Annotated in this window: 18 protein-coding genes (1 of these 18 cut by a window edge); 6 read left to right on the top strand and 12 right to left on the bottom strand. The window is 50.4% G+C overall.

Translation table 11 applies throughout. The annotated features are described in order from the left end of the window. A protein-coding gene (locus NSQ22_RS11350) for a hypothetical protein (protein ID WP_008879552.1) crosses the window boundary here: on the top strand, window positions 1-226 show its 3' portion. The gene continues 65 nt to the left of window position 1, outside the view; 226 of the gene's 291 nt are visible here — the last part of the coding sequence; its start codon lies beyond the left edge, outside the window; the stop codon is at window positions 224-226. 64 nt (window positions 227-290) lie between these two features. After that, window positions 291-734, top strand: a complete 444-nt coding sequence (locus tag NSQ22_RS11355; RefSeq protein ID WP_008879553.1) for an Hsp20/alpha crystallin family protein — start codon at window positions 291-293, stop codon at window positions 732-734. A 15-nt stretch (window positions 735-749) separates the two neighbouring features. On the opposite strand, the gene NSQ22_RS11360 is transcribed toward NSQ22_RS11355, so the two are convergent. From NSQ22_RS11360 to NSQ22_RS11375, 4 genes are read right to left on the bottom strand one after another with little or no spacing between them, the layout of a single operon-like run. After that, window positions 750-1,772 carry a LacI family DNA-binding transcriptional regulator gene (locus NSQ22_RS11360; protein ID WP_081157159.1) on the bottom strand — a complete coding sequence of 341 codons (1,023 nt, stop codon included), beginning with the start codon at window positions 1,770-1,772 and terminating at the stop codon, window positions 750-752. A gap of 56 nt (window positions 1,773-1,828) precedes the next feature. Next, window positions 1,829-3,355 carry a UDP-glucose--hexose-1-phosphate uridylyltransferase gene (galT, locus tag NSQ22_RS11365; protein ID WP_081157160.1) on the bottom strand — a complete coding sequence of 509 codons (1,527 nt, stop codon included), beginning with the start codon at window positions 3,353-3,355 and terminating at the stop codon, window positions 1,829-1,831. 2 nt (window positions 3,356-3,357) lie between these two features. Beyond that, window positions 3,358-4,344, bottom strand: coding sequence for a UDP-glucose 4-epimerase GalE (gene galE, locus NSQ22_RS11370; protein ID WP_008879556.1), 987 nt, complete (start codon window positions 4,342-4,344; stop codon window positions 3,358-3,360). Further along, window positions 4,341-5,525 carry a galactokinase gene (locus NSQ22_RS11375; RefSeq protein ID WP_008879557.1) on the bottom strand — a complete coding sequence of 395 codons (1,185 nt, stop codon included), beginning with the start codon at window positions 5,523-5,525 and terminating at the stop codon, window positions 4,341-4,343. The genes galE and NSQ22_RS11375 overlap by 4 nt, the downstream gene beginning before the upstream one ends. Before the next feature lie 157 nt (window positions 5,526-5,682). Between NSQ22_RS11375 and NSQ22_RS11380 the strand changes: the two genes are divergently transcribed. Further along, on the top strand, window positions 5,683-6,465 hold the full coding sequence (locus NSQ22_RS11380) for an EcsC family protein (protein WP_029760954.1): 783 nt from the start codon (window positions 5,683-5,685) through the stop codon (window positions 6,463-6,465). A 57-nt stretch (window positions 6,466-6,522) separates the two neighbouring features. Here the strand turns inward: NSQ22_RS11380 and NSQ22_RS11385 are convergent, their stop codons facing one another. The 7 genes from NSQ22_RS11385 to NSQ22_RS11415 form a co-directional block, all read right to left on the bottom strand. Further along, window positions 6,523-8,712, bottom strand: a complete 2,190-nt coding sequence (locus tag NSQ22_RS11385; RefSeq protein ID WP_081157161.1) for an alpha-galactosidase — start codon at window positions 8,710-8,712, stop codon at window positions 6,523-6,525. 157 nt (window positions 8,713-8,869) lie between these two features. Further along, window positions 8,870-10,522 carry an FAD-dependent oxidoreductase gene (locus tag NSQ22_RS11390; protein ID WP_008879560.1) on the bottom strand — a complete coding sequence of 551 codons (1,653 nt, stop codon included), beginning with the start codon at window positions 10,520-10,522 and terminating at the stop codon, window positions 8,870-8,872. Between the two features lie 175 nt (window positions 10,523-10,697). Beyond that, entirely contained in the window at window positions 10,698-11,264 is a 567-nt protein-coding gene (locus NSQ22_RS11395) for a glycerol-3-phosphate responsive antiterminator (protein WP_008879561.1), read from the bottom strand. Between the two features lie 15 nt (window positions 11,265-11,279). After that, window positions 11,280-11,435, bottom strand: coding sequence for a hypothetical protein (locus NSQ22_RS11400; RefSeq protein WP_008879562.1), 156 nt, complete (start codon window positions 11,433-11,435; stop codon window positions 11,280-11,282). A 16-nt stretch (window positions 11,436-11,451) separates the two neighbouring features. Beyond that, entirely contained in the window at window positions 11,452-12,849 is a 1,398-nt protein-coding gene (locus tag NSQ22_RS11405) for a HAMP domain-containing histidine kinase (RefSeq protein WP_029760956.1), read from the bottom strand. Next, window positions 12,846-13,520, bottom strand: coding sequence for a response regulator transcription factor (locus tag NSQ22_RS11410; protein ID WP_008879564.1), 675 nt, complete (start codon window positions 13,518-13,520; stop codon window positions 12,846-12,848). Before NSQ22_RS11410 ends, NSQ22_RS11405 begins: the two co-directional genes overlap by 4 nt. Window positions 13,521-13,746: 226 nt before the next feature. Further along, window positions 13,747-13,869 carry a hypothetical protein gene (locus tag NSQ22_RS11415; protein WP_008879565.1) on the bottom strand — a complete coding sequence of 41 codons (123 nt, stop codon included), beginning with the start codon at window positions 13,867-13,869 and terminating at the stop codon, window positions 13,747-13,749. A gap of 230 nt (window positions 13,870-14,099) precedes the next feature. On the opposite strand from NSQ22_RS11415, the gene NSQ22_RS11420 reads away from it, so the two are divergent. Then, on the top strand, window positions 14,100-14,564 hold the full coding sequence (locus NSQ22_RS11420) for an Hsp20/alpha crystallin family protein (RefSeq protein WP_008879566.1): 465 nt from the start codon (window positions 14,100-14,102) through the stop codon (window positions 14,562-14,564). Between the two features lie 172 nt (window positions 14,565-14,736). Here NSQ22_RS11420 and NSQ22_RS11425 read toward each other — a convergent pair whose 3' ends face one another. Then, window positions 14,737-14,931 carry a hypothetical protein gene (locus NSQ22_RS11425; protein WP_190300704.1) on the bottom strand — a complete coding sequence of 65 codons (195 nt, stop codon included), beginning with the start codon at window positions 14,929-14,931 and terminating at the stop codon, window positions 14,737-14,739. A gap of 63 nt (window positions 14,932-14,994) precedes the next feature. On the opposite strand from NSQ22_RS11425, the gene NSQ22_RS11430 reads away from it, so the two are divergent. Continuing rightward, entirely contained in the window at window positions 14,995-15,180 is a 186-nt protein-coding gene (locus NSQ22_RS11430; RefSeq protein ID WP_008879568.1) for a hypothetical protein, read from the top strand. Continuing rightward, window positions 15,180-15,434 carry a sigma-G-dependent sporulation-specific acid-soluble spore protein CsgA gene (locus NSQ22_RS11435; protein WP_008879569.1) on the top strand — a complete coding sequence of 85 codons (255 nt, stop codon included), beginning with the start codon at window positions 15,180-15,182 and terminating at the stop codon, window positions 15,432-15,434. The genes NSQ22_RS11430 and NSQ22_RS11435 overlap by 1 nt, the downstream gene beginning before the upstream one ends. Window positions 15,435-15,475: the final 41 nt, after the last annotated feature.

The raw sequence follows: 15,475 nt of genomic DNA on the forward strand, positions 1-15,475 counted from the left end.
GTCGGAATCGCTCAATGAACAGGAAAGCAAGTCTCTTCTATATGAAATGATCATTCAAGAGCTGCGCGATGAGTGGACGCATCCGCGCGTACGGCAGACACCCGAAGTGAAGTTTTACTATGCCATGAAGCGAGTGTCCTCCGCTGACTTGCCGAATGACATGAAAATCGCACTTATTCAAGCATATTTGACGGCAATGGAACAATTGCAAGCGAATCATACATAAATCAGGAGAATCCGACTCACACTACTGAACGGAAAAACATTTCATGTCAAGGAGGAAAGCAGCTATGGCGTTAATTCCGTATGATCCGTTCCGCCATTTAGAATCGATCCGTCGCGATATGAACCGCTTTTTTACAAGTGATTTTCCGTCGCTGTTTGCCCATACGGACGAACATCACTGGATGCCGCGCATGGACATGCATGAAACAGCCAACGAGTACGTCGTTTCATGCGATTTGCCAGGGCTTGAGCGAAAAGAAGATGTGCATATTGATGTAAACAACAATATGTTGACGATCAGCGGCACCATTCAGCGCCATCATGATGTCAAAGAAGAACAAATGCACCGGCGCGAACGCTTTTTCGGCCGCTTCCAACGCTCGATCACGCTGCCAGCTGATGCGGCGACGGAAAACATTCGCGCGACATACAAAAACGGTGTGCTCGATATTCACATCCCAAAAACAGCGGCAGGAACGAAAAAGCGCGTCGACATCGAATTTCATTAATGAAAAGGGAGCGGCTTATTGACCGCTCCCCTTTTTATCGATCTCGCTGCTAGCACGGACGACGAGTTCGGTCGGCACGATGACTTTCTTGCAAATCGTCCGTTTTGTCGTCAACCGTTCGATGAGTAGCTCAACAGCTGTTTCCCCCATAAACTCAGTATACACTTTCACTGTCGAAAGCGGGGGATGGAGAAATGCCGCAGTCGGAAGATCATTGAACCCGACGATGGCTACGTCCTGAGGAACAGCAATCCCCGCCTCATGCAACGCGCGTAAAGCGCCGATTGCCATCGAATCGCTGGCGATAAAAAACGCCGTCGGCAAATCACCTTTGGCAATCGCTTCTTTCATCAGCCGATAGCCATCTTCAGCAGTAAAGGCGCCAATCCATACATCACGCGAGTCGTACATCTCTTTGACGTATAAGTATTCGTAAAAGGCTGTTTCGCGCTCATCGCGGATCGGCGTCTCCCCATCGACATATTCGCGGCCGCCGATATACCCGATTTTCGTGTGCCCAAGCTGAAGCAAGTAATCCAACACCGTGATCGTCGCTTGGCGCAAGTCGATGACGACCGAGTCAAACTGACGTTCATCAGGTGAACAGTCGACGAACACGATTTGCTTCGCTCCTCGAGCAAAGTCGCTCACTTCTTTCGGTCCGAATTTCCCGACAGCGATGATACCATCAAGTTCCTTCATCCGTTCAATCGGATAAGCGCCGTTCTGTTTGAACAATTTGACAAGTTGGATGCCACGTTCAAAACATTCTTTTTCCACTCCAAGACGGATCGCCATATAATACGGGTCATCGATTTCCTGACGTTCGGAATACCAATGAATCAGCCCGAGGCGAAACGATTCGCGCGCCTGCTGGCTTCGTTCCCTTAGTGTTTTGTAGTTCAGCTCTTGAGCAACTTCAAAAATGCGCTTTCTCGTCTCATCCGAGACGGATAGTGTTGTATCATAATTGAGCACGCGCGACACTGTCGCGACTGAGACACCGACTTTTTCAGCAATTTCTTTTAGCGTAGCCATAGTCTGTTCGCGATCCCTTCCTTATGTTTCATATGAAACGAGTTTTTTCGCCGCATTTATACAAAGGACGACATGTTTGCAATTGCATAGCTGAGAAAGCGTCGGAACGCATCCTTCCCTCGCTTGTCCCGTTTAAACACCCCAGCATGCTCTAACACGGTGACAAACCGCTGCCCAACTTCATTGCGCAACAACTCGTAAACGTTGTCTTTCGTAGTATACGGATTAGCTGAGAGAATGGATTCATACCAGTCCCAATGTTTAAGCATGGTTTCATCCCAGTCTTCTTTTTTCGTCCGGTGCACAAGATAATCAGCCAACGTCTCGAGCTCCAAGGCAAGTCGACCCGGCAACACCGCCAATCCCATGACTTCAATCAAGCCGATATTTTCTTTTTTGATATGATGTAGTTCTTCATGCGGATGAAAAATGCCGTACGGATGTTCCGTGGACGTCCGATTGTTGCGCAACACGATGTCAAGTTCAAACAAATGACCACGACGCCGGGCGATCGGGGTGATCGTGTTGTGCGGAACATCACCACTGTAGGAGATGATGTCAACATCAGGATCGCTGTACGCCCGCCACGTGTCATACAGGCGTACCGCTGCTTCCAACACTTCCTCTTTCGCTCCTGTTAAGCGGATAACTGACATCGGCCAACGGACAATACCTGCCGTCAATGACGGAAACGAAGGAATGGAAATGTATTCCTCGATCTCCGCATTTTCCATCGCAAACGTATAGCGTCCGCCTTGAAAATGGTCATGTGTTAAAATCGAACCGCCGACAATTGGCAAGTCAGCATTCGAGCCGATAAAATAATGTGGAAACTGTTCTACGAAATCAAGCAACCGTTCAAGCGTTTTCCGATCCATTTTCATCGGCACATGCTCGGCATGAAAGACGATACAATGTTCATTGTAATACACGTAAGGGGAATATTGAAAATACCACTGCTCGCCTAATAAAGTGATAGGGATGACGCGATGGTTGGAGCGGGCAGGATGGCCCCACGTTCCTTCATACCCTTCATTTTCTTTGCACAACACACATTTCGGATACGACGATGATGGCATCTCTTTTCGTTTGGCGATTTCTTTCGGGTCTTTTTCCGGTTTCGCCAAGTTAATGGTGATATCCAATTCTCCATAGATGGTTGACACTTTCCAGTGCTGATTGTTGGCGATGCGCGCCGTTTGAATGTAATTGGACGCTTGGCTCAACGAATAAAACCAGTCCGTCGCCTCCTGCGGGTCGCGGCGGTATCGCTCGTAAAAGGCGCGGATCACTTCCGACGGCCGCGGCATGACGCAGTCCATCAGTTTCGCATCCCATATATCACGCTCGGTCATCGTATTCGTTTCCAACAATCCTTGTTCATACGCCCAATCGATGATGGCGTTCAACACCCGATCGGGAGAGGCCAAAGGAATGTCTTTGGCCTCGGCGGGCTGCCATTCCGTGAGCTTCAGTGTCGCAAGCAGGCGGTTGCGCGCGTACACCACATCTTCCGGCGCTAACAGACCACGATGTTGAGCATAATGAATCAGTTGTTCAATCGCCGCAAAGATCGTTTCCATTGTCATACACCCCGATAACCGTTTGGCCGTGCTTGATGCCATTCCCATGCCGAAGCGACGATATCTGTAATGAACGGGTAGTTTGGCTCCCAGCCGAGTTCGCGCTTCGCTTTGTCGGACGAGGCGACGAGTTTCGCCGGGTCGCCTGGCCGCCGTGCCATGACACGAGCCGGAATCGGATGCCCGGTCACTTGCCGCGCCGCTTCAATCACTTCTTTAACGCTAAACCCGTTGCCGTTGCCTAAATTGTATACATCACTATCCGCCCCGTTTCGCAGTTTGTTAAGCGCCAAAACGTGGGCATCAACAAGATCGAGCACATGAATGTAATCACGAATGCACGTACCGTCCGGCGTATCATAGTCATCGCCGAAAATGAAAATTTCCTCGCGCTGGCCGAGCGGCACTTTTAAAATCAACGGAATCAGATGCGTCTCCGGATTGTGATCTTCGCCGATCGTCGTGCCATACGCCCCAGCGACATTGAAATAGCGGAGCGAAATCGAGCGGATACCGTAGGCGCGATCTGCCCATTTCATCATTTTTTCCATCGCCAGCTTCGTTTCTCCATATGCGTTCGTTGGCTCTGTCGGATCAGTTTCGACGATCGGGATTTGTTTCGGTTCCCCATACACCGCTGCGGTTGAAGAAAAAACAATTTGTCTAACATCAAATTCCTTCATCACTTCAAGCAACACTTGTGTGCCGTACACATTGTTGTCGTAATATTTCAGCGGCTCTTCCATGCTTTCACCAACCAATGAGTTGGCCGCAAAATGGATCACCGCCTCAATATCATACTGCTGAAACACCGTGCGCAAAAAGTCGCGGTCGCGAATATCCCCTTGGCAAAACCGCGCATCCGGATGCACCGCTTCTCTGTGCCCGGTCTGCAAGTTATCAACAACAATGACCTCTTCCCCTTTTTCGAGCAGACGGTACACCGCATGACTGCCGATATACCCTGCCCCGCCACAAATCAAAATCATCGGCACATCTCCTCCATTTCTATCAGTTCACGCGCCCCATTGCCAACGTCAACGACATAAAAGCTCGCTTCATAGCCGATTTTTTCGGCATATGTCCTTCCAACTTGTTTAACGAAATCTTGAATAGATGCTTTTTTCACCACGTTCACCGTGCAGCCACCAAACCCGGCGCCGGTCATGCGCGCCCCAATCGTTCCTTCGTGCGCCCACGCCGCTTCAACGAGCGTATCGAGCTCAATGCCCGTCACTTCATAGTCGTCACGCAGTGACATATGCGACTGCTTCATCAGCTCGCCAAAACGAACGAGATCTCCTTGCTCAAGCGCTGTGGCCGCCTCGAGCGTACGCTCGTTTTCCGTCACCGCATGGCGGGCCCGCTTTTGCTCAAGCGGGGAAAGAAGATGAGCATATTGAGTCAGCTCTGCGCTCGTCAGTTCACCAAGCGAGGCGATGTTCCGCACCGTTTGCAGTTTCGCGAGTGCCGTTTCGCACGTCGTCCGCCGCTCATTGTACGCTGAATCCGCCAAGCCCCGTTTTTTGTTCGTGTTCGCAATAACAATGAAATAGTCGTCGAGCGCAAGCGGCAAATAGCGATACTCAAGCGTTTGGCAGTTCAATAAGATCGCCGAGTTTTGTTTCCCCATGCCGACGGCAAACTGGTCCATAATGCCACAATTGACGCCAACGTATTTGTTTTCTACGTTCTGGCTCATTTTCACAAGCTCCAACTGATCGAGCTGCCGCTCAAACAAGTTGTTTAAGGCGACGGCCGTCACAAGCTCAATCGACGCCGATGACGACAATCCCGCGCCGTTTGGAATCGTGCCGTAATACAAAATGTCTAATCCGGTCCCTAGCGGGCCGAGCGCTTGAAAGGCAGCGATGATCCCTTTCGGGTAGTTCGCCCAGCTATGCTCTCTCCGATATGACAAATCATCATACGGCACAGTAATGACGCCAGTTTCTGGGAAGTTTTTTGAATACAGCCGCACGAGCGGCACTTTCGTTTGTCGCACAAGCGCATATGTGCCAATCGTAAGCGCACACGGCAACACGTGCCCGCCGTTATAATCAGTATGCTCGCCAATCAAATTGACGCGGCCAGGGGCGAAAAACATGCGGATGTCTTCTTCTAGCCCGCCGAAAAGCTTGGTAAATTGCTGTTTTAACGTGGAGATCATGGAAGGGCCTCCTTAAAAATCAAATTGAGTTATTCTCTTTTTTGTAAATATTTTAGTAAATATTTTATTTAAAATCAATTGTGAAACACGATCTTTTTTTATACGTATAAACATTCGAGTATTGATTCACCTTATTTATTAAAGGAGGCGGAACGGAATGGAAGCTCGACAAACGCTGAAACAAGAACTTGACGCCATCACTGCTTGGGAACGTTCCCAAAAAGACCTTTGGTTTTGGGAAAAGCTCGGCCGCTTGCCGTTTCAAGTGCTCGACAAGCTGACGCCAAAAATTGTTCATCGAAAGCTCGGGCAATTGCTCGACGAATTAGGAAGCTATATTCAAAACGGCGGGAAATACTTAGTGAAGAAAGAGAACATATTGGAACGTCTTGGTGTCACGTCGCTCGAGGAAGTGCCGTATTTGCCGCTTGAGACCATGGATCGCGTGTGCGATGAGTTGATCGCGGCGCGCGTGACGTTCGCACAGCTGCAAGGAGCAGCGACTGGGGTTGGCGGGGCGTTGACGCTGGCGGTAGACATCCCTTCTTTGCTTGGGCTCGCGTTGAAAACACTGCAAGAGATCGCCATCGTATACGGATACGACCCAAACGAAAAACAAGAGCGCGTGTTTGTTGTCAAATGCTTGCAGTTTGCCGCGGCGGACATCGTCGGAAAAAAAGCGATTTTAGACGAAATTTCTTCATTTTCCAGTCAGCGTGAGCATGTCTTTTCCGAGCTGCAAGGCTGGCGGGAAGTGATGATGACGTTCCGCGACCAATACGGATGGAAAAAGCTGTTCCAAGCTGTGCCAATCATCGGCGTCATCTTCGGTTCGCTGTTTAACAAATCGTTTATGGAAGACATCGCTGAAACTGGGAAGATGCTTTATCGAAAGCGCCGCATCATCGAGAAGCTCAAACAATTTGAACCCGATGTCTAAACGACAACGGGTTCGATTCGTTTAGGTTGGTGCATAGGCTCCAGCGAGAACATCTCTTCATCGTTGAACAGCTTTCAATCGCCACATCATGTTAATGAAATCACCCAAACGGTACGGCAAGGCTACTCCGGCATACATCAGCTCGTCGCCCCCGTAAACACCCAGCCCCTCAACTTCATAGTCTTGATTCGGGTCAAGCCCCTTAAGGCGCAAGTATGACAGCGGGGCGTTCGCTTCGGCCAAAACACGGAAGTAGGCGACAAGCGCCTCCGAGCGGTCGGCAGAGACGAACATCCATGCGGCTTCGTTGCCCGCAAACGGGCTTAACAGCCGATAAAACGTGCCGAACTGGACAAGATGACGCACGTCTTTGTAAAATGCCACCTGTTCTTTAATGGTTTCCTTTTCTTTTTCCGTCAACTTCGTAATATCAAGCTCATAGCCGAAGTTGCCCGACATCGCGACATGGCCGCGCGTCTTGAGCGGCGTCATCCGCTTGACCTGGTGGTTCGGTACAGCCGAGACGTGCGCCCCCATGGCACTGATCGGGTAAACGAGGCTCGTGCCGTATTGAATTTTCAGACGTGAGATGGCATCCGTATTGTCGCTCGTCCACGTTTGTGGCATATAGTAAAGAATCCCCGGGTCAAACCGTCCTCCCCCTCCCGAACAGCTTTCAAACAAAATGTACGGAAAGCGCGAAGTAATCTCGTCCATAACGCGATATAGCCCCAGTATATAGCGATGCGCCGTTTCGCGTTGGCGCTCAGGCGGCAAGGCAGCCGAGCCGATTTCCGTCATATGCCGATTCATGTCCCACTTTACGTACGCAATCGGAGCGCTCGCAAGCACATTCGAGATGGTTTCAATGATATAATCACATACGTCTTGGCGGGAGTAATCGAGCACAAGTTGATTCCGCCCTTCAGAGCGCGGACGGTTCGGCACATGGAGGACCCAGTCCGGATGTTTGCGGTACAGCTCACTGTTGGGTGACACCATTTCCGGCTCAATCCATAAGCCGAACTGCAGCCCAAGCTCGTTGACTTGTTTCGCTAGTCCGTCTAAACCGTGCGGGAGTTTGCGCCGATTGACCACCCAATCACCGAGGGAACGACGGTCATCATCGCGCTCACCGAACCAACCATCATCGAGCACAAACAGCTCGATGCCCAGTTCCGCGGCCGTTTTCGCAATGTTGACAAGTTTCTCTTCGTTAAAATGAAAGTACGTCGCTTCCCAATTGTTGATTAAAATCGGGCGGACGCGGTCGCGGAACGTGCCGCGAGCTAGGCGGGTGCGATATAGTTCATGGTACGTCTGCGACATCCCATTTAACCCTTGATCAGAGTAGACCATAACGACTTCCGGTGTTTGGAACGATTCGCCCGGTTCCAATAGCCACGTAAAATCAAACGGGTTGATCCCCATAGAGACGCGGGCCGTTTGAAACTGATCGACTTCGATTTGAGCAAGGAAATGACCGCTGTACACAAGGCTAAACCCGTACACCTCACCTTGGTGCTCATCAGTGTTTTTTCGCACGAGGGCAATGAACGGGTTTTGCTGGTGGCTGCTCGCACCGCGGCGGCTTTCAGCCGCTTGCACCCCGGTGAGAAGCGGACACCGCTCCACCCAACGCTCGCGCGCCCATGCCCCCGGAAGATGAATCCAGTCGTAATCGGCATCCGGAAAATCAATGCTCATGCTCAACGCCCGCAACAGTTTTAATCGCTCATTGCCGTTGTTTTCAAAACGGACCGCCCGCGTGATGACATTCCACTTTTCGTAAACGGTATACTGCAACGTCACTCGGAGGCCAATGAGTCCATCTTCAAGGACAATTTCCAATGTTTCTGCCTCGTGTTCGTGTTCAACATATGTCGCCGGCAGTCCGTTAAGTCTAGGCTTCCCCTTGTAAATATGATGCGTCTTATAGCGCAAATCGGTCACCGTCGAACCATTCTCAAGCTGTACTTGATACGCCGGAGCGCGAAAATCGCTGTTACCGTAGGCCGGGTACTCTTGCGGCAGCGTATCGAGCGAAAACGTGCGATCGGATGGGACGGGGTTGGCGGAAAAGGCACGGTTTAGCCGTGGAAATCCCCGCGCAGCCTGGCAATCCCGCACCGCTTTCCCCCAATACACGTGCGCCAAATAGCCGGAGTGGAAAAGGCGCATGATATAGCTTGTTTTGTCCGCTCGCAAATGAAACTGCTTCGTTTGCGGATTGTAGGTAATCGCCATCCTCTTCCCCCGCTTTCATCTTTTCTTTATTTTACGTAAACTTTACGTGAAAATCTAGCAAAAAAGTACCCGTATTCGAGCCTGATAGGTGCTATGGATCCTCTTTATCGAGCATCTGTCCCCACTAAAATTCTTCTATTTGTTTACGATCCTCCGGTCATCCCCCCACTGCTAACACCGCTTGGCAGAGAGCTTGCTCCAGCTCCTTCGTATACACTGCTGTCTGCTCCTCTGTCCAATGTAAATAGCTGGCCATAAACGCAATGACTGCTTCTTTTTCCCGGCGGACAGAATCAATGTCAAACAACAGCGAACCGGTGCGGCGGATGAAATAGTCGACGGGTTTGACAGCCATTTCTTCTTCAATCGCGTAAACGAGGCGGACGAACGTTTCTCGCGTTAAGCCAGATGAGCGATCGTATTGCCTGCTTAAAGCAAACAACCGATCAACGTTCGTACCGTATTGTTTTGCCAGTCGTGCCCCTTCTTCTTTCGTCCATCCATAACGTACCGCCTCTTCCGCTTTTTTGGCGATGAATGCCGGCAACTCGCGTGAGCCGCCGACATCGCCGCCGGAGATCGGCAACTGTTTCGTTTGACATGGCCGGAACGTTTTTTGTTCCTTTTTCTCAAGCTGCTTGGCGACAAGATCGACGACCGTTTCCGCCATTTTTCGGTAGCCAGTCAGCTTGCCGCCCGCGATCGTAATGAGCCCCGACGGCGATGTCCAAATTTCATCTTTGCGGGAAATTTCCGACGGATCTTTCCCTTCTTCATAAATGAGCGGGCGGACGCCGGCCCAACTTGATTCGACATCATCAGCCGTGATGCCAACCGATGGGAACATATACCGGATTGCTTTCAATAAGTAATCGCGGTCTTCTTCCGTCATCGTCGGATGGGCAGGGTCGCTGTCATAAAACGTATCAGTCGTGCCGACATACGTTTTTCCATCACGAGGAATGGCAAATACCATGCGGCCGTCCGGCGTATCAAAATAAATTGCCTGTTTGAGCGGAAACCGCTTTTGATCAATGACAAGATGGACACCTTTTGTTAACTGGAGCCGCTTATTCGTTTTCGAGCCGTCTTTGTCACGCAATGTATCGACCCATGGCCCGGCGGCATTGACGACTGTTTTCGCACGGATGTCATACGTCTGCCCGCTTAGCATGTCACGGCAGCGGGCGCCGATGATGCGACCACGGTCGTCATATAAAAACTGTTCTGCTTTCGTATAGTTGACGGCGTCGGCGCCAAGCTCGACCGCCTTTTTGATCACTTCGATCGTCAAACGAGCGTCGTCAGTCCGGTATTCGACATAGTAACCACCGCCGAGGAGCCCGTCGCTCTTTAACAGCGGTTCTTTTTCTAACGTCTGCTTAGCATTAAGCATCGTCCGCCGCTCGCTCTTCTTCACGCCGGCTAGCCGGTCATACAGCCATAAGCCGACAGAGGTGCTCCACTTGCCAAACGTCCCATCGCGATAAATCGGCAGCAACATCCACTCCGGTGTCGTGACGTGCGGGCCGTTTTCGTAAACGACTGCTCGTTCACGCCCAACTTCAGCGACCATTTTCACTTCGAACTGTTTTAAATAGCGCAAACCTCCGTGAACGAGCTTCGTCGAGCGGCTCGACGTCCCAGCCGCAAAATCTTGCATTTCAACAAGCGCCGTTTGCATGCCGCGTGAAACCGCATCAAGGGCGATACCGCCACCAGTGATCCCCCCGCCGATGACAAGCACATCATACGTTTTTTCACTCATAGCTTTAAACAACTCACTCCGCTGTCTGCTTGAAAAAGCCATCGATTAGTCCCTCCTGTGCAAAAAAGACAAAAAGAGACCATGACAAACACGATAAGCGTTCTGCCTACCATGTATGCATGGTCTCTCCATGTCTCCTGACTGATGATTAACTTGTTGATTTTATTATAGCAGATTGCCGCCCGTTTGGCTAGCTCGATGCTTCAACGATCTCCGCCTACTCATCGCCATCCCGATCGTAGTGGCGCCATAGCGCTTCGTTTGACGTCGTCACCGCCGTTGCGCCAGCTTCTAGCGCCCGCTTGACATCGTCTGGAGTGCGGATGAGTCCGCCGGCGTAAATCGGTTTCCCGGTTCGCTCCTTTACCTCGCGGATAATGTGCGGCATCGCGCCCGGGATGACTTCAATATAGTCGGGATTGGTTTTCGCGATCAGCTGGTAGCTTTTCTCCAAAGCGTGCGAATCAAGTAAAAAGATGCGTTGCACGGCTAGGACGCGTTTTTGCCGCGCCTTCATAATGACGCTCGCCTTCGTCGAAATGAGGCCATGCGGGCGAAACTCTTGGCAAAGGTATTCCGCCGCATGTTCATCATGGCTCAGCCCTTGCACTAAATCGGCGTGAATGATAAGCCGCTTGCCATGCCGACGCGCATAATCGAAGATGCTTTTTAGTTGGGCAATATGTACTTCGAGCAGCACCCCGATTTCATAGCCGCTCGCCAAAAAGGCATCAAACTGCTTCATCGTTTTCATAGCCGGAACAATTTGTTGTTTCTTCCCCATTGCCCTCTCCCTAGTCTATCCTCTCATTTTATCGACCTCGTCTAAGCACGACAGTGACATCATTGTTCGCGGTTTGCATGTCGCGATTTTCACTCCGCGCTTGCGGAACTTCTCCACGACATGATGAATCGCTTTTTTGCCCACCGCCTCTTCTTCATGAAAATGCCCCATTGTCTCAACTCCTCTCCTATTCTGCTTTCGGAATGGCGAGCTCAACCGTTGTTCCTTGACCGGCTTCGCTTTCCATCGTAATTTGCCCGCCGTATTTATCGATCATTTCCTTGGCGATCGAAAGACCGAGCCCGGCGCCGCCTTGTTCGCGGCTGCGCGCCTTATCGACGCGATAAAAACGTAAAAAGACGTTTTCCAGCTCTTCGCGTGGAATGCCGATACCATAGTCGCGGATGGCCACCGTAACAAACGATCCTTCCTCGCGCAACGAAAGAGCGATTTTTTTGACCTGTTGAGAATATTTTACCGCATTGTCAAGCAAAATGAACAGCAATTGTTCAAAATGATGTTTTGCGATCGCTACGCGCGCCAACGGTTTTTCCGGTTGATCAACAATGAATTGAAAATCCGGGTGCAAAATACGGAAATTTTTCACAATTTGCCCGATGGCTGCGGCAGCATCAATAGGCGTGAGCTCTTTTGGCACTTCCATCTCCTCGGTACGCGATAGATCAAGCAGCTCAAGAACAAGGCGCTTCAGCCGTTCTGCCTCTTTCACCGCCGCCTCAAGCGATTCTTCCAAAATCTCTGGATTGTGCTTGCCCCACCGCTGCAACAAGGAAAGATGGCCTTGCAAAATGGCTAGCGGTGTCCGCAATTCATGGGACGCATCCTCGACGAACTGCTTCTGCAGGGCAAATGAACGTTCAATTTCGTCCATCATGCTGTTGAACATCATCATGAGCTCGGTGACCTCGTCACGCGCCGAAGGCACATCGATGCGCTGCTTTAACCCGTTGTTTTTAATGTCGGCCATCGTTTTTGCCAACGTTTTCAACGGCCGGATAAAGCTTTGTGCCACAAGCCGTCCGGCGAGCGCGCTCGCTGCCATGGCCGCAAAACCAAGCACTGTCATAATGACAAATAGCGTGTTCGTCACTTGTTCGAATTTCGTCAATCGGCGGGCGACTTCAATCGTCCCAGACAAGTCCCCGATATGAAGCGGTTGGCGAAGCAACAAAAACCGCTCATTGTTGATGAAGTGTTCATCCATTTTCAGCTTGTCAGGCACGCCGCCTGTTGACAGCGATACTGTCGCACCGTTGGAAACAGAGACGATAACGTTTCCGTCACGGTCGGTGACACGAATGAGCTGATAGCGCTCATTCAGTTTTTCGAGAAACGAACGGCTGCGGCGAATATCTTCCCATGATACATTACGTTTTTCAGCGTAATAAGTTTCAATTTCTATCACAGTTTGTTCCATCGTTTTTTCTTCTTCGTTGAGCAGCCATTGCCTCACAATATGGTATTGCAAAAATGTGAAAATAAAATACGTAATAAAAATCGCGCCGGCGGATAAAACGGTCAGCTTCCCTTTCAACGACAGACGGTGGAGGCGAAGTCGTTTCATGGCCGCATCACATATCCCGCGCCGCGCACCGTTTGGATGTACCGCTCTTTATTGTGTTCGTCAAGCTTTTGCCGTAAATAGCGGACATAGACGTCCACAACATTCGTCTCCACCTCAGTGTCAAATCCCCATACTTTCTCAAGTAGCAAATCACGCGTCAACACAACATTGATATTTTGCATAAAGGCGACGAGCAAATCATACTCACGTTTCGTCAATTCGATAAACGCATTCCCTTTTTTGACCGTACGCGCCTGCATATCGACGACTAAGTCTTTAAACGTCAACACTTGTCCGCCCGATTCAGGATGAACGCGGCGAAACAAAGCGCGGATGCGGGCGAGAAGTTCTTCAATCGCAAACGGCTTGACAATATAGTCATCTGCTCCGTTATCCAACCCCATGACGCGATCAAATACGCTGTCGCGCGCCGTGATCATGATGATTGGCGTCGATTTCGCCGCCCGAATGCGCCGGCAGACTTCCATGCCGTTTAAGCTTGGCAGCATAACATCAAGTAAAATGAGATCCCACGGTTCAGAGAGAGCGAGCTCAAGCCCTTCGCGCCCATCTCCGCATACATGCACATCGAATCCTTCATGCATCAAGTCAAGTTCCAAAAAGCGAGCCAACCCTGCTTCATCTTCGACCAATAAAATCCGTCCATTCATCGGCCATTCCTCATCTCCTGCGTCTATTTTCTTTTCCCGCTCCGGACTTAATTCAATTTTACTACAAAAGCGAACCGGCGGCGGCGACCGGCCTTCGAAATGAAACAGGCGGCTGTTTTGGCCGCCCCGCTTCGGGTGGATTCTAAAACAGCCGCCCGTCTTCACGTACCTTTCGCTGAGCTGGGCCGTGTACACGCTCTAACCGCTGCCTGCATGGATATTCCCGCTACGAGTGGCGGTCAACAAACCAATCGACAATAGCTTGAACGATTTCAAACGCTTGATAAGAAAGAAGCGATACGGCAGTTCCAGAGAAAAACAACGTTACAAGCCAATGAATCCAATGCATGGCACTGCCTCCTCCCTTATCGACAGTGATGCCATTATATCCGGTGTAAATGAAATCTACATGAAAAATCGCTAAAAAACACAGAGTGACTTTTTCGTTTTTCATACATACATTGAAAGTGAATCGCATTGCTGATCAATGGTTGACAACGGTTAGGGGAATATGGTCGAGCAGAGACATCCAAGCACGCTGGATCCGCTACTTCAAAAAACGAAAGAGAGGGGAGCGCGATGAATGAACCGTTTCAGCCGCCAGCCGGCAGGGGAGGAGATCACCCATTCCACCATTTACGGAAAATGGTAAATCAATGGTTTGATGAACGGCCGCTGCAAAAATTATTTGAAACACTTGACGACTACTTCGCGCAAACATTTGCTGAAGCATATATCCCGATCGAAGTGAAAGAAACGAAACACGATTACCAACTCATCGTCCGGCTGCCCGACATCAAACGGGAGCAAATCAGCCTACAATGGCACGAAGACGGGCTGCAGCTTATCATCGATCATCAGGAAATGATCGAATCAGCCGACGCCAACGGTCATGTATACGAGCGACAGCAAGCGCGGCGGCGCGTGACGAGGGTGATCCCGTTTCCGTATCCGGTTGCCGAACATGAAGTGAAAGCGTCGTTCCAAAACGGCACGCTCATCATCCGACTGCCGCAAAAGCGGAAATACATTGACATTGAGTGAATGAACATCGTTGAGACAACGCGTTTGGCTGAGAAAATAAGTGAGAGAACGGTCAAAAAACATCGTACAAACGGCCTTGCTGTCAAAATTCAAAAACGCGCCCTTTGTCGGCCCAGGCGCGCCGTAAAAAAGCCGTTCCCGATATCGGGAGCGGCTTTTTTGCATTCGTCTTCTATTGTTTATGCGACGGGCTTCCGTATCGGTTGTTGTTTTCCGGTGTCGGATCTTTTTGGATGTCCCATTCTTTCCCGATTTCTTCGCGATTGTTTGGGTATTTGTTTTTCCGTTTTCGATTGTCGTTCCGGTTCGTCACTGTCTGCTCACCCCCTTGCTGTTTGCCATTAGCTTGCGCGTTTTTCCACCGCATAAACGAGACATACATACTTTCGCTGTTGGTAAGCTACGCTACTTGGTAGGAGGTGCAAAACGAATGACGAAACTGCCTGACTTTAAACAGCTGAACGACCGGCTGATCAATGAGCCGTCTGATGAGCCGATGTTGGTGATTAAAACGAACCTCGATCCGGAGCGCATCACAGATGAAAATCCATATGCAAAAGGCAAAACGAACGTCAGCCGGACGTTTGCTTCTTTTTTTGAAGGGGGCAAACCGTAATGGAACAAACGCTCGCCTATTTGCGGGAAATTTTGTCTAACTACTTGGATGGTCACGATGATACGCCAAAGCGCATCTACAAAAAGCTAATCAGCAAACCGTATCAGGGGGAAGGAGAGTTTGTCCGTGACTTGACGCAAGAAGAGAGCGCCTTTTTGGACCGCATTTTGCCTCATGAGATCCGCTATGCGATGGATGAGCGCGATTATGAGCGCGTCTATCAGCTGAATGAAGTATACGAGCTGCTGATTTAACGGTGCGAAAGCCGCTTCCCCTACCGAACGGGGGAGCGGCT

Origin of the sequence: Geobacillus sp. FSL K6-3411 (assembly GCF_037965715.1) — a bacterium.
Taxonomy (GTDB): Bacteria; Bacillota; Bacilli; order Bacillales; family Anoxybacillaceae; genus Geobacillus; species Geobacillus thermodenitrificans.